This is a genomic window from Citrobacter sp. wls711 (genome assembly GCF_005281055.1).
In the GTDB taxonomy this organism is placed as follows: domain Bacteria; phylum Pseudomonadota; class Gammaproteobacteria; order Enterobacterales; family Enterobacteriaceae; genus Citrobacter; species Citrobacter gillenii.
Genome location: NZ_SZXC01000006.1, coordinates 148,583 through 168,163 on the forward strand (window position 1 = coordinate 148,583; position 19,581 = coordinate 168,163).

A 19,581-nucleotide genomic window follows, 5' to 3' on the forward strand; every position below is an offset into this window, starting at 1 on the left:
GCCCGGTTTCCGGGCTTTGCTGTGGGGGGTGTTGTTAGTAGTAGGTGACGCTGAAGGTGGCGCTGGTTGAAAAATAGCCGGTTGTCGGCTCTTCTCCAGACGGGGGATAGATATTGGCAATCACTGTATGGGTGCAGGTATTGATAAAACCGTTACTGTCGAAAGTCAGGGATTCGTCATCGCAGCTCAGGCCTTCAGTCGAATCGTTTATATCAAATTTAATGGCTTTACCAGACTTGTCGAGAAAATTTACCAGGATGTTTTGGGCAGCATTATCTCCGGTCAACTGATTCCCCAATGCGAGAGCCTTTGGTGCTAGATGGCCGTTGGAGAGTATACGCAACTGCGCCGCGCCGACCTGTGAACAACCATTGCTGGTTAAGATCACCTCTTTATCCGGCCAGGTTTGGTACGTACGGACATCCAGCTTGCCAAAATCAATCGTAGAGCTGTTTATAGACAGATTGCATGTTGTTGGAGCCACGGTAATGGCGGCACCGCTATCGAAATACATATGGGCCGAACTATCGCCATACCCATGAGTATTAAAATACAATGTGAAGTACGACACACTCGGCATTGCCGTTATTGTCGTAAGCTTCGATTCATTCTTGTAATAATTACCCGCATGCCACAGTTCAGCTGTGATAGTCCAGGTTGCGTTATTGCACTGCTCTTTCGTCAGGCCAGGGAATAACGTACCTTCCTTTCCACCGTAAGTTCCTGACTCTGTAATGTAGCGTGTACCTGGCGGGCCGCTAACTTTAAACGCCAATGCAAAACCCGTCTGCGGCGCACCGGGGTAGACGGGATATAACAGGGCACCATTAGGCGCTTTTGTGGTTGGTGGCGGGAATGCTGAAGATGCTTGTACCACGGTCATATCCATGGCGTTGGCGTTGGCGTTCTGAGTTTCTTGATAGTACGACGTTACAACGCCCTGTGTTTGATATTCAGCAATAAGCTGTGCCTCGTTTGTATTGGATGGCAGTGTTATCGACTGAGGACCGATGAGCTTAAGATAAAGTACCGTGGCCTTATTTAGTGCAAAATAACACTGGTCACCAGCAAACACTGAGCGGCTAAAAATCAGCAACAAAATCACTAGTCCATATTTTTTCATTATAATATTCCCTTATTCATAATCAACCACAACGCTGACGCTGCCCACCACCGGGCCTGGGGTAATGCTTGTTGCGTTAGGGTGAACCTGCATTCGCGCTTTAAAGTGGTAAGTCGTACCTTCGGCATTACTACCGAGGTTTTCAAACTCAGGGGTCGTAATGAGTACGTTGTCCACCGTTTCGCCATCGGTGCTGAAGATGGCAAAACCGACGTCGTCGCGGGGCGGTTCATCCGCTGCAAATATGCCCGTCGTACCGGTGGTCGTGCCCAGATCGGTAAACACCAGGTGTAGTTTTGGCCAGACTAAGCTATCTATGGCACATTCCTGGAGTGTGACGCCAAACTCGGTGTAGAGATTTGACGACCCTCCGCTGTCAGATGGCTGCAGATTCAGGGGGCTATCGGCCGTCAAAAAATCGCTGATAGTGGCATCCGGCAGCGTGATTTGAGAAGGCACCGTCACCTCGCAGGCGGGTTCGATAAACGACGCGGTAAAGAAGATCTCGCGCTCATTTTTTGTGCTACTCCTACAATCGCCCATTACTCCTCTATAGCAGTCCACCGTGGTATCGGTATCGGCCGCGTCAGACGGCCGAGCGGTTAACAGGGTGGCACTGGCTAACAGCAGAAGCCCCAGTAGCCCCCATAGCGGGTAAGCCAAGGATTTATTGCGCATGATTGACTCCGGGTTTCGCGGTGGACATCTGGCAGCGCTGGTTGGCCAGGAACGGGGATTTACCCACAATGGCGGTATCGCTGCTCAGGCTGTAGGTGACGCGGCAGCGTTCGTCGCTGCTGGCGCCCCAGACGACGGAGAGGGTGCCGCTGTCGTCGACGCCGCGAACGAAGGCCACGCCCGCCTGGCCGACGGTGCCGACGGAGACGCCCGTGTCGTCTTTGACGTCGGCGGCCAGTGGAATAAAGCCGCCGTCATCGCGCACCAGCTCAAGCATCAAGGCTTTGCGGGCATCGGTTTCAATATCAATGCGCACCAGCGCGCCGCTGGTGGGAACCACGACGGCGGTGGTGTTGCCGATCTCAATGTCATTTTCCATGGTGGAGATATCCAGCCCGACGGTATTTTCACGATACGGACTCAGGCTGGTGACCACCAGGTTGCCGAAGCGGTCGACCGCGCCGTTGCCGGAGGTGCCAGAAGCGCCTTTCGCGCCCTCGGCGTGTACCAGCGCCATGGTGCTGTCGCTGGACAGGTAGCCCGAGGCCAGTGTCAGGCCGCCGCTATGCAGCAGCAGGCCGCCGGAGGCGCTGAGCGAATACTGTTCGTCGCCGTTTAGGCCTTCCGTAACCGACAGCGAGCTGGTGGTCACGTCGCCATTGTAGGTTAGCCAACTGCCCACGGTAGTGAGATCGTCGCTGTCCTTATTACGGCTGCTGCTGGCGTTCAGGCTGTAGTTGTAGCGACTATCGCTGGAGTTGCCGGACACGGTGGTGTTGAAGTTGTCGTTGCCTTTCATGTCGCTGGTGGCGTTCATGCTCAGGCTGCTGAACGCGTTTTTATCAACGGTGGAGCCGTTGCCGAGCGGGATGGAAAAGCCGAGGTTAATGGTGTCATCCTTTTCGCCGTAGCTGTCATAGCTGCGCTGTACCGAGATACTGTAGCTCACAATGCCAATGCTGCTGTTGTAGCCAAAAGCGTATTCGGAGGTGTTGCCGTCGTCTCCCCAGTAGTTGCTCCAGGTGCCGTTAAGATAGAATGAGCCATAGCTCTCCTCGTCGATGGTGATGTCCTGGTAGATATTGGCCTGAACCTGGTTACGGGTACGCGAGTAGGCATGCATGGCGCTTTGCTGGTCGGTATTGTGCTCCTCGGCATAATCGTCGAGGGTGTTCTGTAACGACAGGGCGTCGTTCATCGACAGGTAGTTTTCTGAAGAGAAACGGTAGCCGGTGACGCTAAAGGTGGTGTCGGTGGCGTCAAAGCTTTTGCTGTAGTTGATGCTGTAACTCTGCCCGGTGAGCGTACCTTCGTCCTTTACGTCGGTAGAGGAGTGAGTGACGTCAACGGCAAACGCGCCGACCAGCGTGTTCATGGCGACCCCCGCCATGCCGGCCGCGTACAGGCTTTCCGCCCACTGCGCGCCGCCATAGAGGGTAAACAGGTTATTGACGCCGTAGGCGCCGGAGAACGTGGCAACCTGGATGGTTTCGTCCACCTGGTCTTTATCGACGGTGCCTGCGCCAAAATCCCAGTCGGTCTGGCCGGGGCTGAGCAGGTGGGCGACCGAGGCAAAGGGGACGGAAAAGGTGCGGATGCTGCCGTCCGACTCTTCGACGGTCACGTCAAGATCGCTGCCGTTCTGCGCGGCGAAGTAATCGCTGATGGCATACGGCCCCGGCGGTACGGTGACCTGGGTGACGATGCGATCCTGCTGGCGGACGGTGATTTTAGCGTTGCTGCTGGCGACACCGCGGATCGTCGGCACGTAGTTGTTGGCGCTGGGGTCCATCTGGGTATCTTTGTACAGATGGAGGCCATCTAACGACACCGAATCCAGCCCGTCGGAGTTGGTTCTCACGTCGCCCAGCTCCATCATCGCCCGTAGGGGGGGGATGTTACGCGAGACGAAGAGATCGTAGCTGTTGTATTCGCCGCCGTTGTCGTTGTCCCAGTTATAGGCACCGTTCGAGCGCAGGCGCCACGCGCCCATATTGATACCGAACAGCAGGCCGGTGTAAAAGGAGTCCTGAGTGGCGCCATCATTCTGCGCATGCCAGGCGTTGCTGGTATAGGAGAGCATCGCCATCGGCACGCCTTCATCCCAGCGCGACGGTGAAACGTAACCAGGCGGATGATTGAGCAGGTAAATCTGCGGAATGGTAACGTCCAGTTGTTGCGTGAGCGGATCGTAGCGGCTGCTGCTGTGATCCAACACCTGGGATAATACGTAGCAGGTGTCTTCGTCGTCGTTTTCAAACGGCGCGATATTGACATCCATCTGCTCCAGCAGGCTGCGGGGGAAGCAGGGGGTGGCGTAGTCGGTGCCATTTTCCTGAAACGTGACCTGGGTTTTGAGCTTTTCCTTGCCGTTCAGCCACAGGCTGACGTTGTAACGGCCGGGCAACACCGGGTTGCCGCGGGAAAAGCGTTTCAGGTCGAGCTGGCTACCGGCGTTACCCATCAAAAAGGCACTACTGAATTCTACAGACTCAGGAACGGCGGTATCGGTGGCTGCGGACTCGGCCGCCACCGCAGGCGCTGCTGCGTCGGCAAAAGCGTCGGGCAGCCAAAAAATGCCGACCAGTAAAGGCGGCAAACAAGATATTGCAGATAAGTTACGCATACGCTCCCTTCCCTGAGATTATTTGGTCGTTTTAACAACCTCGGTGACGGCTCCATAGTCGTTCAATCCCGTCCAGCTCACTTTGTTTACCGTGGCGCTGGTGAACTGCGGAATAGCAAAATGATCTTCTGAAAATGGGCTTAACATTTTGGCTTTGTAGGTATATTTCTTCTCGCCAACCCAGATGTTGCCACCGACGATGGATAAATAATAAGGTGAGGCATTTTTTAGCGTGATTTCATTATTGGCTATATTCCAGCTAACATTATTCAGCGCTTCAATGAAATTGCCGGGCAAATTTTTCGGTCGAAAGAAAAATTTAATCCGCGAGCGCAGGGCGAGGTTTAATTTGCTGCTTCCCTCGGTGCCAGCGGTTTTTGGCGGAATTTCCAGGACGTTAAACCAGTATATTGATTCCCGGTCCTGCGGCAGTGCCTGACCGGTCCAGGTTATACGCACGCTTTGTCCTTTTGCCGGGTCAAGGCGTGACACCGGCGGGGTGACGATAAACGGTAATTTCATCTGCGCCGGGTCGCCGCTTTCATGGCCGTCATCCATCCAGGATTGTACCAGTAGGGGAATTTTCCCCTCGTTAACCATTTTAACGGTGATTTCTTTTGCCGATTCAGGATAAATAACCCGGGTGCCCTGAACCACCACGCTGGAGAATGCCGGGGCGCTTAATACCCCGGCAACGATAGCGGCTAAACATAACGTTGAAAACTTCATGTGTGAATCCCTTCCTGGTTTAATACATAAATTGCTGAATGCGAAAATTAGTTCCATTCAACGGTGACCGTCGCATCGGCCCCCACGACGCCGGGCCCTGGGTCGTTACCGTAAGCGGTATATTCCACTGAGTAAGGGAAAGAATAGGTACCGCATATCGAATCAGTTTCTTTGCTATTGGTGGCTGCAGCGATCCGGTACATATCGTCGATGTGTTCACAGAGCGCATCTGTCGCGACATAGGAATCTTTATAGGTGGGATCGGTTTTTCCCGTTTCGAATTGAACGACGCGATCCGTTCTGTCTTTAATTAAAAACCCAATATCTTTCGCGCCGTTGCTGTTTTCCGGAATGCTGTTTTTTAAACTCTGGGTGGCGGGATCTAACTCACTTTTGGCCGTGAAACGAACGGTTAAATACTGGGTGCCCTCAGCTAAAAAGTCGGCAATATCGATAATATCGCCTTCGGAACACTGGAATTTTACCTTGAACGCCGTTTTCCCTACCGCTGTCTGGCCGTTCTTGACCCCACTCACTGAAACGGGCGGCAGCGTGATTAGGCTCGACATTACACCGTTGCTGTCTTCAACCCAGGCGGTGCACGCGGTGACGTAAACATGGGCATCAAACGATACCTCGAGGGTATCGCTGGACTGGGAACACGCCTGGAAACAGGCGCAGAACCCCAGCAACATTAGCATGATGTTGCGCATTATTATTCCCCTATCCTATTCATAGGTGACGTTAAACATAATGGGTATATCCAGGTTGGGTACATCTACCACCTTATTGCCGTAACGCACGAGGTTTACCTGATAATGAACTTCCGCCTGTGCGCTGGCCCCATCGGTCGTTGACGGCACCAGCTCCACCGAGGTGGCGGTGGCATCAGTAAAATCAATATCCTGGTCGTTATCGGTATTGCGAAGCATGATGCCAAAATCGCCCTCGCCATATTTGTCGTGACGGCCGTTTTTTATTGCGTGGGTGCTGCTGTCAACTTCGTTGCGGGTGGTGATTTTTACGGTGACAGTCGCCCCAAGCATTGAGCCTGGGCATTGCACCCCCAGCGCCATCTCTTTGGACACGATTGGCTCGCCGATGGCGGGGACTGTGTTAGTCACCTTATCAATACCGGCTGCTTTCGCTATGCCGAAAGCAACGGTACCAAAATAAATCGTGCTACTGTGTTGGTATTCCTGAATCAATAATAAAGTACAGGTGCCATCCACTATCCGGCCGGTTATCACGTAGTCACGCGAGGTGCTTTGCGGCGTAACGGTGTCCTCGGCCCACGCCTGGATGCTGAACAGGGGGAGCAGTACCGATAACATAGGGAAAAGTTTCATGCGCTACCCCTTATAAATAGGTGGCGATAAACGTCGCTTCAACGCGAACGTCGCCTGTGCCAGCGTTGCCCAGATTGACGTAGGCAAAGTCAAAATTAAACGTCGCCTTGCCCGCGTTCAGAGTGGCGGTCGCGACGGCCTCCTGGCCCTCTGGGGCATTCGGTTCGATGACGGTACTGCTGGCAGTATCGATAATTTGTACCCCGATGTCCTGGGCGCCGCCAGACTCGGTGGTGAGGATGTTTTTTAGCGCCAGGGTAGTGGGGTCGACCTCGCCCTTGGTGGTAAAACGCCCCTCAAAGGCCATGCTGGCGTCTGGGTCCTCGCAGGAAACGGTAATGCTCAGCGCTCCGCCAGAGCTGGCTGATTGGGGGACACCCACTTGCAGCAGGCCAACTCTGACATCCGGCAGCTCGATAACATTACTTGCTCTATAGTCAATTGCACAGGTGGTCTTATTAATCATCCCTGAGACGGTAAATTCGGCCGCAGAGGTTGGTGCTACTAATATTAAATAAAACGCGGATAGAAAAAATGCGTTAATTATTTTCATTATTGCCATCCTTGTTCTATGTTATTACCAACAGCAGTCCGTTAGTTCGCTTGCCGTGTGGTCGGTATAAAAATGTCGGGGAAATGGTAATTTACCATGAAGGTGCTGTCGGCTGCGACTTTACCCGCCGTTACGCCGCTCGCCACTTTCATATAACCGACTTTGTAGTCAAATTTATATTTATTATCGCCAGCGGTTAACGGCTTCGCGACTATATCTGCGGAAGTAAAGGTCTGCAGTTTGTCGGTATTATCCTTCACGCCGAAGCCCACGTTCACAGCACCAGCAGCGCTGACATCGGTGTTTTTCAGCGCCTGGGTGGCAGCATCGACTTCGGTACCAGAGGCTGCAGTCAGATAGCCGGTCATGGTGGTAAACCCTTCGTCCGTGATGGCTGTGGTGGCACCTGAACAGTCAACATTAATGCTGAATACTTTCTCATTGAGCAGAGCAGAGCCTGACTGACCTTCAACGGCTTTGGCGTTGGTAGGGTCGAGCGTAACGGTACTACCACCGTCAACGTCAACCGCGCAGAGGTTGGAGTATACCTCACCGGCAAAATGAATGTCTGTGCTATCGTTATAAGGACCGGCGGCCAGAGCAGAACCCGCAAACACCAGACCCATTGCAGCTAATAATACTTTTACTTTCATTGATTAATCCTTTAATAAATTATGGGCTTAGAACCTATCCGAATACCGAAATTTGCGGTACTTGCACGTCTACCAGAAACTTTCTGGAAGGATAGTACTTCATGCGAAGAAACATTATATTTCATATATATAGATTACCTAGCGAGAAGGAAGAGTTAAGTTTATTTTAGGAAAAAATAAATACAAAAAACTCATCAATTAAAGATAAGCATAAGAATATGTTATAAAATTACATTACACCTAAAGAATACAACATCAGATATTAATTAATTTAATAATTTAAAACCCTCTAAATATAAATTTACTGACACCTATTTGAAATATATTAACGAGTCCTGTAAACAATTCAACTATACCCGTCATACTTCAAGTTGCTTATGTGTTGGCTACGCTCGCTCACCCCAGTCACATAGTTATCTATGCTCCTGGGGACTCACTCCCTTGCCGCCTTTAAGCAACTCGAATTATTTAGGGTATATAATATTCCCCCCTGGGCATTCGTACGTTTTATTGCATCAGAATGCCAGGGTGTATATTTATCCCCTTCTTGCCAGCGTCGCGCCATCGGCAAAATACGCTTTGATCCCTGCCAGAATTGACTCCGCCACTTCCTGCTGGAACGTCGCTGTTTTGAGCTTACGCTCTTCTTCAACGTTACTGATAAACGCTGTTTCCACAAGGATAGACGGAATATCCGGTGCCTTCAGTACCGCAAACCCGGCCTGTTCAACCTGATTCTTATGCAGATTATTCACCTTACCGAGCTTATTCAGCACCGCTTTACCAAACTTCAGGCTGTCGGCGATAGTCAGTGATTGCACCATATCGAACATAGTGTGGTCGACGTAGCGGTCACCACTCTTGCTGACGCCACCAATGAGATCCGAGGCGTTCTGGGTTTGCGCCAAAAATTTTGCGGCCGTACTGGTCGCGCCTTTGGTGGAGAGTGCGAACACCGACGAACCGCTGGGCTGTCGGCTGGTAAACGCATCGGCGTGAATAGAGACAAACAGATCGGCACGCTGTTTCTGGGCTTTGGCCACGCGTACCTTCAGCGGAATGAAGATATCTTCATTTCGCGTCATAAAGACCTTCATGTTGCCTTCTTTCTCGATCAGCGCACGCAAACGGCGGGCAATTTGTAGCACCACGTCTTTTTCGCGCGTCTTGTATTTCCCCACGGCACCGGAGTCTTCTCCGCCGTGACCGGGATCGAGCATAATGACAATCGGACGATCGCGCCCCGCTTTACCTGGCTGTGGACCACTTTGCGCAGGCGGCACCTGCTTATCCAGATCGCCCTTGTTGTAATCTTCAAGCAACGCCAGCAGAGGATCCTGTACATCCTGGGCATTGGCCGGATAGAGATCCATCACCAGTCGTTCTTTAAAGCCCGCTACCGGTGCCAGCGCAAAAAGCTGTGGCTTCACATTTTGCTTCAGCTCAAACACCATACGCACGGTCTGCGGGTCAAACTGCCCGACTCTTGCCGACTTGATGTACGGATCGTCCGGGCGGATCTGCGTCCCAATGCCCTTGAGCACCGAGTTCAAATTGACGCCTTCAATATCTACCACCACACGCTCAGGATTACTCAGGGCAAACTGTTTGTATTTCAGCAGACGATTGGATTCTACCGTGACGCGGGTATAGCTGGACGCTGGCCATACGCGCACCGCAACGACCTGACTCACGGCAGCCAAACCGACCTGACTGACGCTCAAAAGCCACATAGCACCCGCACCTTTCAGTAAACGGCGGCGACTGATTGCTGAATTGGATCCCGACATGCTTCTCCCGAGCAAAAGAAATCTTTAGTAGAGGTAATACGTAAAACGTCCGAATTGACCGGAAACTTTAACGAATGACGCATAATCTGTCATCTACAAAAGGGTAAACATTCTTTTTATATGCACGGCATTACTGGGAAAAATCTTTAGCAGGAATAAAAATTACGCTTGCGCACAACGCGAAAACAGAATAAAAATACACAAATTACGAATAATCATGCAATAGAGGTGTGCCGTGGTGAAGGAGCGTAGAACCGAGCTGGTACAGGGATTCCGCCATTCTGTTCCCTATATCAATACCCATCGGGGAAAAACGTTTGTCATTATGCTGGGCGGCGAAGCCATCGAGCATGAAAATTTTTCCAGTATCGTCAATGATATTGGACTCCTTCATAGCCTCGGCATTCGCCTGGTTGTGGTGTATGGCGCACGGCCACAGATTGATGCCAATCTTGCTGCGCATCATCATGAGCCGGTGTATCACAAGAATACGCGCGTGACCGACGCCAAAACGCTGGAGCTGGTCAAACAGGCGGCTGGTCTGCTCCAGCTTGATATTACTGCACGCCTGTCGATGAGCCTGAACAATACGCCCTTGCAGGGTGCGCACATCAACGTGGTCAGCGGGAATTTTATTATCTCCCAGCCGTTGGGCGTGGATGACGGCGTCGATTACTGCCACAGCGGGCGCATTCGTCGTATTGATGAAGAGGCGATTCACCGCCAACTGGACAGCGGCGCCATTGTTCTGATGGGACCTGTCGCTGTTTCTGTGACCGGCGAGAGCTTTAACTTGACGTCTGAAGAGGTCGCCACTCAGTTAGCCATCAAACTGAAGGCGGAAAAGATGATCGGCTTTTGCTCCTCGCAAGGGGTCATTAACGATGATGGCGATATTGTGTCCGAACTGTTCCCCAACGAGGCCCAGGCGCGCGTTGAAGCCCAGGAAGCGATCGGTGACTACAGCTCCGGTACCGTGCGCTTCCTGCGGGGTGCAGTCAAAGCCTGTCGTAGCGGGGTACGCCGCTGCCACCTGATTAGCTATCAGGAAGACGGCACGCTGTTGCAAGAATTGTTCTCACGTGACGGGATTGGGACGCAAATCGTGATGGAGAGTGCCGAGCAGATCCGTCGCGCAACCATCAATGATATCGGCGGGATCCTGGAGCTGATCCGCCCGCTGGAGCAGCAAGGTATTCTGGTTCGCCGCTCGCGCGAACAACTGGAAATGGAGATCGACAAGTTCACCATTATTCAGCGCGATAACCTGACCATCGCCTGTGCCGCGCTGTACCCTTTCCCGGAAGAACGAATTGGCGAAATGGCCTGCGTGGCGGTGCATCCGGACTATCGTAGTTCGTCGCGTGGCGAGGTTTTGCTGGAGCGGATCGCCGTGCAAGCCCGGCAAATGGGGCTCAGCAAGCTGTTCGTGTTGACCACACGCAGCATTCACTGGTTTCAGGAGCGCGGCTTTACCCCGGTGGATATCGACCTGCTACCGGAAAGTAAGAAAGAGATGTACAACTATCAGCGGCGGTCAAAAGTGCTGATGGCAGATTTAGGGTAGTGGTCGTTGCCGGATGCGGCATAAATACCTTATCCGGCCTACCTCGCTGGCACCGTAGGCCTGATAAGAGGCGTTAGCGTCGCCATCAGGCACACTGCAGGCCGTCATTAAATAATGCTGACAATCCACTGCGACGTTCCGTGCGAATAGCAACAGCCGCAGTTAATATCCGCTCATCGGCGTACAACGACAGGCGGCGGCGCGCGCGGGTAATGGCGGTATATACCAGTTCGCGGGTGACAACGGGCGAGTGCTGGCTAGGCAAAATCAACGCCGCATGATCAAATTCAGACCCTTGCGATTTGTGCACCGTCATCGCCCAGGTGGTTTCATGTTCCGGCAAACGGCTGGGCTGCACCGACTTGATGGACCCATCCGGCAGAGCGAACCATACCCGCAGCCCCTGCCCACGATCGAGCGCAATACCGATATCTCCGTTAAACAGCCCCAGCGAGCTGTCATTACGCGCAATCATTACCGGTCGCCCCTCGTACCAGCGAGTATGCGCGGAACGCTGGATTTTACGTTTTTGCACCATCACCTGTTCAAGGCGTTCATTCAGTCCGCTTACGCCGAATGGCCCTTCTCGCAGGGCGCACAGCAGTTGATATTCATTAAATGCCTGAATGACGGCATCCGGCTCTGCGCCTTCGCGCAACAACGTCAGGTAGCGGCCATATCCGGCTAACGCCTCTTCAAGCATAGCGGCATAGTCTTCCCCGCTGCGCAGGGTGCGTTTTTCAATATCGCTAAATCCCTGCTGGAATACCGTTTTCAGCGCGGCTTTATCACCGCGATTAATCGCCGACGCCAGCTGGCCGATACCGGAGTCACTGCCGAAACGGTAGCTTTTTTGCAGCAGACAGAGGCTGTCCCGCAAAGAGGCGGCCTGGGTGCCCACGCCCGCCGGAATGGTGCTGCCGGTCAGCCGACTCAGCTGTTTTGCGCGTTCGGGGGTAAACCCGGCATTCACAAAGGCACAGATATCCCCCAGCACCGCGCCCGCCTCAACGGATGCCAGTTGGTCGCGATCGCCAAGAAAAATCACCCGCCCGTGCGGCGGTAGCGCATCAATCAGGCGTGACATCATGGGCAAATCAATCATCGAGGCTTCATCCACCACCAACACATCAAGATGCAGGGGGTTGCCCGCATGATGGCGCAGGCGCTGGCTGCCGGGCTGTGCACCCAACAGCCGATGCAACGTACTGGCATCATCCGGAATGCGTTTCTTTTGCTCATCGGTCAGCGGCAGCTCACGCAGTGCCGCGCCCAGCGATGCGGTCAGACGCGCCGCCGCTTTTCCCGTCGGTGCCGCCAGGCGAATACGACAGCGCTCGCCGTCGGTCATCTGAATCAATGCCGCCAGCAGCCTCGCAACCGTGGTGGTTTTACCGGTGCCCGGTCCGCCGGAGATCACCGATATACGGCGAGTCAGCGCCACGGCCGCCGCCACTTTTTGCCAGTTAACGCCCTCTTCTGTTTGCGGAAAAAGCGTCTCCAGCGTCTGGGCCAGCCGCGACTCATCGACGTCGATGGCCTGGTTAACTTCACTGAAAAAGCGGGCGACCGTACGTTCGTTATTCCACATCCGGTTCAGGTACAGGCGATCGCCGTACAGCACCAGCGGAGTGGGACGCTCGCCGCGACTCACCGCCACGGAGGCCAGCAGGCATTCAGTCCAGTCTGCTGGCTCACCCGCTTCGCTCAGCCAGGCACTCAGCAAAGGATGGGCGTCTTCGCTTAAGGATAAACGGGAAAGCGGTAAACAGACGTGCCCCTCACCCGCTTCACGACTGAGTAGCGCCGCTGCCAGCGTGACCGCAGGGTTATCGTTACCGGCAACCGCCAGCGCAAACTGGGCATCCAGCGCCCGGAGCTGCTTTTGCTCTACCGCCTCCAGTAATCGCGTTTGGATTGTCATAACGTCTCCTCCAGTGTCGCACCGGCAAACATCTCGTCCATCAAAGCGACCAATTCTGCGTCAGGTCGGGTCGCGTAAATACCCTGCTGCGGTTGTTCGCTGTCAACGCCGCGCAGGAAGAGGTAGATGACGCCGCCAAAATGACGTTCATAGTCGTAGTCTGCAATGCGATGACGTAAATAGCGGTGCAGTGCCAGGGTATAAAGCTGATATTGCAGATCATAGCGATGCGCCTGCATGGCAGCGGCCATCGCCTGCTGGGTGTACGCCGTACTGTCTTCACCCAGCCAGTTAGACTTGTAGTCGAGCAGGTAATAACGCCCCTGATGACGGAACACCAGGTCGATAAACCCTTTCAGCATGCCGCGTACCTGCATAAAATCCAGCGGAGGACAGCCCGCCGAGAGCGGGTCATACTGACGGATCAACGCATCCAGTTGGCTGGCAATCAGCGGCTGCGAAATCGGCAGATAAAACTCCATCTCCACCTGTTTTTCATGCGCTGAAAGTGCGCTCAGGCTCACGCCAGTTTCGTTGAGCGGCGCATACAAAATGGCCTCCAGCCACGGGGTCAGAACCGGCGCCCAATGTGCGTCATACCCGCCAAGCGCGAGTTGTTCCTGCACCCAAAGCGGGTCCACCGGCTGGGTAAAATCAAGCGCTTCAAACAGGCTATGCAAAAATGTTCCCGGTGACGCCCCACGCGGGAACTGGTGCGGCGTGAGTCCGGATTCCACAATCGCTTCACCGACGCCCGCCGCATCAACGTCCAGCCGGGGGATCAGATCCTGCGCGATACCGTGCCCGCGCTGTTGCAGGCCGGAATAACTGGTAACGCGCCAGTTATCGCCTGGCAGGCGCGGCAAGGTCCGCGCGCTCAACGGCTCGCGGCTTTCTTCAGCAGAAAGCCAGCGTTCGGTGTCCGGTTCATCAGGGACCCGACAGGCAATATCGTCACTACAAAGTGCATCAATGGCGGCGCGCAGTCCGGCAGCGTCCATCGGCTCGCCTTTTTGCAACAGACGGCCCAGCGCGCTTTGATGCACATCGGTGTCACCTTTTTTATCTCCCCGGCGGCGTACCAGCGGCGCAACGCCAAGGCTGCAGTGCCATACCGAACGGGTCAGCGCGACGTAGAGCAGACGCAGGTCTTCCGCCAGACGTTCAACCTCAGCCAGCTCGATGCTCTCATCAGCCTGGCTGAGATCCAGCACCGCTTCAAACGAACGGCGATCGTGATAGAACGCCTGATCCTGCACGCGAAAATGAGTGATGAAAGGCAGCCAGACCAGCGGGTATTCCAGCCCTTTCGATTTGTGAATAGTGACGATTTTGACCAGGTGCTTATCGCTTTCCAGCCTGAGCTGCTGGCTGGATGCATTGCTGTCCGGCTCAAGAATATGCTGGGATAACCAGCGCACCAGCGCATGCTCGCTTTCCAACTGCGAACCGGCTTCCTGTAGCAGCTCGCTGATGTGTAAAATATCAGTCAGGCGACGCTCGCCTCCCGCCGTTGCCAGCAGGTTTTCCGCAATCTGACGCGCCGACATCAGCGCGCGAAGCATCGGCATCACGCCGCGCTTGTGCCAGAGCTGACGGTAGCCGTCAAACTCCTCGACCACCGCATCCCAGGCATGCTCATCATTATTGAGCGTTTCGATATCCTGCGCATTCAGCCCCATCATCGACGTTGCCAGTGCGCTACGCAGCGTATTTTCACGCTCCGGCGTCATCACCGCCTGCAATACCCACAGCAGTTCCTGCGCTTCGAGGGTATCAAAGACGCTGTCACGGTTGGAAAGATAGACCGACGGGATCGCCAGTTGCGTCAGCGCATCGCGGATGAGCGCCGCCTCCTGGCGACTGCGCACCAGCACGCTGATATCCGACGCGCGTACCGGTCGTGATGTTTTAGCGCTCGTCAGAAGCGCCTTGCCCGCGTGTCCGGCTTTCAGCCAGTCACGAATTTGCGTCGCACAAACCCGGGCCATATAGTTCTGATAGTCACCGACACCGCAACTTTCCCCGTCCATCAACCACATGTTGATCGCTGGCTGTGTTTCACCGTTCAGGACAAACCGCAACGACTGATTTTTTTCGGCGGATTTCACCGGACTAAAGGGGATTTCGCGGAACATAAAGGCGTCGGTCATCTGGCTAAACAGCGTATTCACACCATTAACCATGCCAGGTGCCGAGCGCCAGTTGGTGTCGAGCGTGTAGTGCGCGCTCACTTCGCTGCGCGCCTTCATGTAGGTAAAAATATCCGCGCCGCGAAACGCGTAAATCGCCTGTTTCGGGTCACCAATCAGCAGCAGGGCCGTATCCGGCTGATGCTGCCAGATACGGCGGAAAATGCGATATTGCTGCGGATCGGTGTCCTGGAATTCATCAATCATTGCCACCGGAAAACGGCTACGGATGGCTGTCGCCAGTGCGTCGCCGCTTTCGCTGCGCAGCGCCGCATCGAGACGACTGAGCATATCGTCAAAACCCAGCTCACCACGTCGGCGTTTTTCTGCAGCCACCGTTTCGCGGATCTCCGCCAGTGCCCGGGTGATCACCAAATCGCGAATGGTCAGCGGCTCAGCGAGCAGTTCATCAATGGCAACAAAGAGCGGATGCTGTGGCGTGATGCCGCCCGCTTTGGTACGTTCTTGCAGAAAACGCTGGGAGAATTTTTCCAGGGCATCCGGCAGCTGATAACTTTGCGTTTCTTCCTGCGCCCAGGCGCTTATCTTCTCAATCCACTTGCCCTGATTACCCCGGTTAAATTTACGTCTGTCGATCCCGGAGGCTTCCAGCAATCCGTCCAGCTCATCAACCGAATCGCACCATTGCTGCTTGATGTGGTTGATGCGTGCGAGGATTTTTTCGTGTCGGGATGCCAGCGTTTCATCTGCTGACGGCGGCACTTTAATGACCGGCGCTTCCCCTTGCAAGTAGCGATCGATATCCCTCAACAGCGCCTGCGGCCCTTTCCACGTTTCAAAAACCACCTGCGCAATATCGCGAGACAGTGGGTAGCAATGCCGACGCCAAAAGTCCGCGCAGGCCTGATAACGCAGCAGTGATTCATCTTCAATCAGCTGTTGTTCAAACAACATGCCGGACTCAAAGGCGTTGAGACTGAGCATGCGCTGACAAAAACCGTGGATAGTAAACACCGCCGCTTCATCCATCTGTCGTTCAGCCAGCAGCAGCCACTGCGCGGCCTGCTTTTTATCGGCAATTTCATCTAACAGACGGGCGTACAGCGGGTTTTCGGTGGTTTCACGCAGGCAGGCAATGCGCAGTTCATGGATGTTGCTACGAATACGTCCACGCAGTTCTTCAGTGGCCGCCTCGGTAAAGGTGACCACTAATAACTCTTCGACGGTCAGCGGACGGGGAAAGGCGGCAGAGCCGCCCAGTCCAAGCAGTAAACGTAAATACAGGGCGGCGATGGTAAAGGTTTTACCGGTGCCTGCGGAGGCTTCAATCAGACGCTCGCCCGTCAGGGGCAAGCGGAGAGGATCAAGGGACTCAGCGGCATCATTCATTCTTTTCACTCATCAGGGGTAAGGTTTGCTGCAACGCGCTGACGGTCTGCCACACTTTCCAGCCTTCCGGGTGCACATAGTCTGCTTTCCCGTTCTGACTGCCGGAAACCTGTGACAGTATCGCCATGCCTTGCGGCTCAACCACCGACTGATGGAAGAAATCGGCAAGCTTTTTCGGCGTCAGCAGTTTAATCTGAGCCACGATTTTATCACGTGAATCGAAGCGCATATTACCCCGATCGAAATCTTTGCTTAACTGCGAAGCTTCTGCCCCTAACGTTTGCGGCGCCTGCAGCATTTGCGCAATGATAGCCTGCTGAATTTGCGCGAACTCATCGGCTTTCATCGCCCGCAGCTTCGCTTCCGCCGTGGGGAAAAATGCTTTGTAGCGGTCCCACAAATAAGACGGCTGCTTGTCACTGCTTTGCAGCAGGAAGCCCATCCCCCACTGACGGCCTACGCTCATCGGGAAGGCAAATACGGCGTATCCCAACTGCTCTTCGGTACGCAGCTGATTGTAGAACCACGGCTGCACAATCTGTCCTAACATGGCGCTGTAGGCAGAGCTGGTGTATTCATCGTAGCCGGTGGGGACAAATACCGCCGCCAGCGCGGAGTCTGTACTGCTGCCCGCTTTTTCAAAGATAACGGACTGCTTTTTGTCCACCACCACATCTTTGTTACGACACCACTCCGAGCCGTTAGCACCCAGCTGTTTCTGGATGTCCCGCGCCATGGTCTTCGCCTGCGCCTCGCTCATATTACCAATCACGAGGAATTCAGGTCGCGCCCCGGCTTTTAACGTGTCGCGGTAGGTCATCACCTCATTTAAGGTAATAGAAGGCAGCAGCTTACGGCGCTCATCACGCGAGAAGTACGGCACCTGAGAAAGCATCTGTACCGGCATAATCGCCTGGTCGTAGGCCTTGCCTTTTTCCGCAGAGTCCATCATCTGCGCGTACCAGGATTTCGCCTGTTCCAGTTGTTCCTCCGTAGAGGTATAGCTGAAATAGCCGCTCAGCAGCGCCTGAAAAAGCTGCGGTAAACGTTGCGTATAGCCGTTAGCGTTGAGCATCAAACCGTTGTTGGCATTGGTCGAGAAGCCAATACCGCCCACCGCAGCCTGATTACTCAACTGGTCAAGCGCAATGCCAGCCAGGTAATCGTTAAGCGCGAATAACACCTGGTTTTTGGCGCTGTCCATCGCCTTCGGGTTACGCAGGATCACGCTGACGTCGGCCTTCGGCTCAGTGGCAAAATACTGGCTCGGCGCATAGACCACGCGTAAATCCGGCTCATCGACGATCAGATCCGGACGCGCATATTTTTTATCCGTTTTAATCAGCGTGAAATCGTCAGGAATATAGGGGTTTAACTCCGGCAAAGACAGCGCAATGCCCTGCGCTTTTTGCTGCCAGTCAGCGAAGGTTTTGTCGCTTATTTTATCGACCTGATAAGGCGCATCAACAAAGTATGCGGTTTTGTTGTGCGGCTCTTTCGGGCTGATGTACCAGATACGCGCGTTCTGCGGCGTCATCATCGCCAGACGCTGCTGCACGGCTTTCGCATCGTACTGGTCGGCAATATTTACCGCATCCAGCGTATGTTCTACCGGAACGCGGATCATGGTATCTGCCAGCCATTCCACATAGTCCATATCACGGGTGATGGACGGATAGCGGAAGTCGAGATCCAGCACATGCGCCAGTTCGTCGAAATAACGTTTATCGACGCCTTTATCGCGTAACAGGTTGAGATAGCTAAAGATGGCCGCGACCACTTCATCGCGATTCGCCAGGCCTTTGTCGGTTAAGGTCGCGGAAATGGCTAATACACCGCTGTTACCGTTGACCACCGGGTCAGAGTCCGCACGGATGCCTTCCACTAATCCCTGCTTTTGCAGCCAGTCAGACAAGGTACCTGGGCTGCGGTTGCCAATCAGGTACGTCACCAGTTCATCGGTTTTACTGCGAAACTGTGCGCTATTGTTATCAATACGAAACTCAATGCGCAGCACTTTACGCGGCATCGCCGGGACATAGTGGATTATGATGCCCTTTTGCGCGTCGGTAACTACCGGGACGGTGATTTCCGGCTTTTCGATATTTTTGTTTGGCACCCGTCCGAAGGTATCAGCGGCTATCCGCGCCAGTTCTGGCAGCGGTTTATTGCTGTAAATTACCGCCTTCATCACGTTTGCCGAGTAGTACTTTTCATGAAACGTCTGTAAAGCCTGCAGCACCGGATTACCCGGCTTGTCGCTCAGCGTTTGCAAGTTACCGCCGGAGAAGCGCGAGCCCGGGTGCGCCGGGTTGATGGTCTCGGCACTCACCTGCGCCATACGCATACCGTCACGGGTACGCGCCAGCGTCAGCTCAGAGTTAACGGCATTACGCTCGCGATCGGCATATTTTTTATCCAGTATCGGTTCGGCAATGGCGTCCGCCAGACGATCCACCGCCCCGAGCAGCGCGTCGTTTTCAACTTCAAGATAGAAAGCCGTGCGATAAGGCGCCGTGCTGGCATTGTGGCTGCCGCCGTGCATTTTAAGGAATTCCGCTAAGCTATCCGGCTGCGGGTATTTTTTCGAGCCCATCAGGCACATGTGTTCGAGGTAATGCGCCAGCCCCTGATGATCGTCGGGATCTTCCAGAGACCCAACGGGCACCACCAGTGCGGAAAGGGATTTCACGGCCTGGGGATCGGATACCAGCAACACGACCATGCCGTTGTCCAGGCGCACGGCCTGATACTGGCGGGTATCTTTATCGCTTTTACGGATGGTTTCAGCTAAGGGCTGCCAACCGGTATCTGCCTGACTTACGGGCGCCCAAAGGGCGACGAACAACAGTATTGCGCAAAACCAGGTGCTGCGGGGCATTCACAAACCTCATCATTAACGTATTCACCTGTTCACAGCAAACCACGCAGAAAGGCGGGGTCTGAACAGGGCAAGACTTTGTGCTGAACGAGTCAGCATCTTATGTGTAAGAATCAGTCCGTGACAGAAAGCGCATCATAGAGGAAGCCATCGAATTGCGCAATTT

Annotated in this window: 13 protein-coding genes; 1 reads left to right on the plus strand and 12 read right to left on the minus strand. The window is 54.2% G+C overall.

Features of this window, described 5'->3' with window-relative positions:
* Positions 1-34: 34 nt before the first annotated feature.
* The 9 genes from FDW98_RS01160 to amiC all read right to left on the minus strand — a co-directional run bounded on the left by FDW98_RS01160 (position 35) and on the right by amiC (position 9,501).
* A complete protein-coding gene (locus FDW98_RS01160) occupies positions 35-1,123 on the minus strand; it encodes a fimbrial protein (RefSeq protein WP_096755868.1) in 1,089 nt (362 codons plus the stop codon).
* A 12-nt stretch (positions 1,124-1,135) separates the two neighbouring features.
* Positions 1,136-1,801, minus strand: coding sequence for a hypothetical protein (locus FDW98_RS01165; protein WP_096755867.1), 666 nt, complete (start codon positions 1,799-1,801; stop codon positions 1,136-1,138).
* Positions 1,791-4,427: an outer membrane usher protein gene (locus FDW98_RS01170; RefSeq protein WP_096755866.1), complete on the minus strand. Its 2,637-nt coding sequence runs from the start codon at positions 4,425-4,427 to the stop codon at positions 1,791-1,793. The genes FDW98_RS01165 and FDW98_RS01170 overlap by 11 nt, the downstream gene beginning before the upstream one ends.
* Positions 4,428-4,445: 18 nt before the next feature.
* Entirely contained in the window at positions 4,446-5,156 is a 711-nt protein-coding gene (locus tag FDW98_RS01175; RefSeq protein WP_096755865.1) for a fimbria/pilus periplasmic chaperone, read from the minus strand.
* A gap of 47 nt (positions 5,157-5,203) precedes the next feature.
* Positions 5,204-5,869 carry a fimbrial protein gene (locus FDW98_RS01180; protein ID WP_096755864.1) on the minus strand — a complete coding sequence of 222 codons (666 nt, stop codon included), beginning with the start codon at positions 5,867-5,869 and terminating at the stop codon, positions 5,204-5,206.
* Positions 5,870-5,884: 15 nt separating this feature from the next.
* Entirely contained in the window at positions 5,885-6,505 is a 621-nt protein-coding gene (locus FDW98_RS01185) for a fimbrial protein (protein WP_096755863.1), read from the minus strand.
* 10 nt (positions 6,506-6,515) lie between these two features.
* Positions 6,516-6,971 (minus strand): fimbrial protein, encoded by a 456-nt coding sequence (locus tag FDW98_RS01190; protein ID WP_172625551.1) that lies wholly within the window; start codon positions 6,969-6,971, stop codon positions 6,516-6,518.
* Between the two features lie 128 nt (positions 6,972-7,099).
* On the minus strand, positions 7,100-7,711 hold the full coding sequence (locus FDW98_RS01195; RefSeq protein ID WP_137398731.1) for a fimbrial protein: 612 nt from the start codon (positions 7,709-7,711) through the stop codon (positions 7,100-7,102).
* Positions 7,712-8,247: 536 nt separating this feature from the next.
* Entirely contained in the window at positions 8,248-9,501 is a 1,254-nt protein-coding gene (amiC, locus tag FDW98_RS01200) for an N-acetylmuramoyl-L-alanine amidase AmiC (RefSeq protein WP_096755860.1), read from the minus strand.
* Between the two features lie 235 nt (positions 9,502-9,736).
* Here amiC and argA point away from each other — a divergent pair, with 235 nt between their 5' ends.
* Positions 9,737-11,068: an amino-acid N-acetyltransferase gene (gene argA, locus FDW98_RS01205; protein ID WP_096755859.1), complete on the plus strand. Its 1,332-nt coding sequence runs from the start codon at positions 9,737-9,739 to the stop codon at positions 11,066-11,068.
* A gap of 85 nt (positions 11,069-11,153) precedes the next feature.
* On the opposite strand, the gene recD is transcribed toward argA, so the two are convergent.
* From recD to ptrA, 3 genes are read right to left on the minus strand one after another with little or no spacing between them, the layout of a single operon-like run.
* Positions 11,154-12,992, minus strand: coding sequence for an exodeoxyribonuclease V subunit alpha (gene recD / locus FDW98_RS01210; RefSeq protein WP_096755858.1), 1,839 nt, complete (start codon positions 12,990-12,992; stop codon positions 11,154-11,156).
* Positions 12,989-16,534 carry an exodeoxyribonuclease V subunit beta gene (recB, locus tag FDW98_RS01215; protein WP_096755857.1) on the minus strand — a complete coding sequence of 1,182 codons (3,546 nt, stop codon included), beginning with the start codon at positions 16,532-16,534 and terminating at the stop codon, positions 12,989-12,991. Before recB ends, recD begins: the two co-directional genes overlap by 4 nt.
* Complete coding sequence (ptrA, locus tag FDW98_RS01220; protein ID WP_096755856.1) at positions 16,527-19,415, minus strand: pitrilysin; 2,889 nt, start codon at positions 19,413-19,415, stop codon at positions 16,527-16,529. Before ptrA ends, recB begins: the two co-directional genes overlap by 8 nt.
* Positions 19,416-19,581 lie beyond the last annotated feature (166 nt).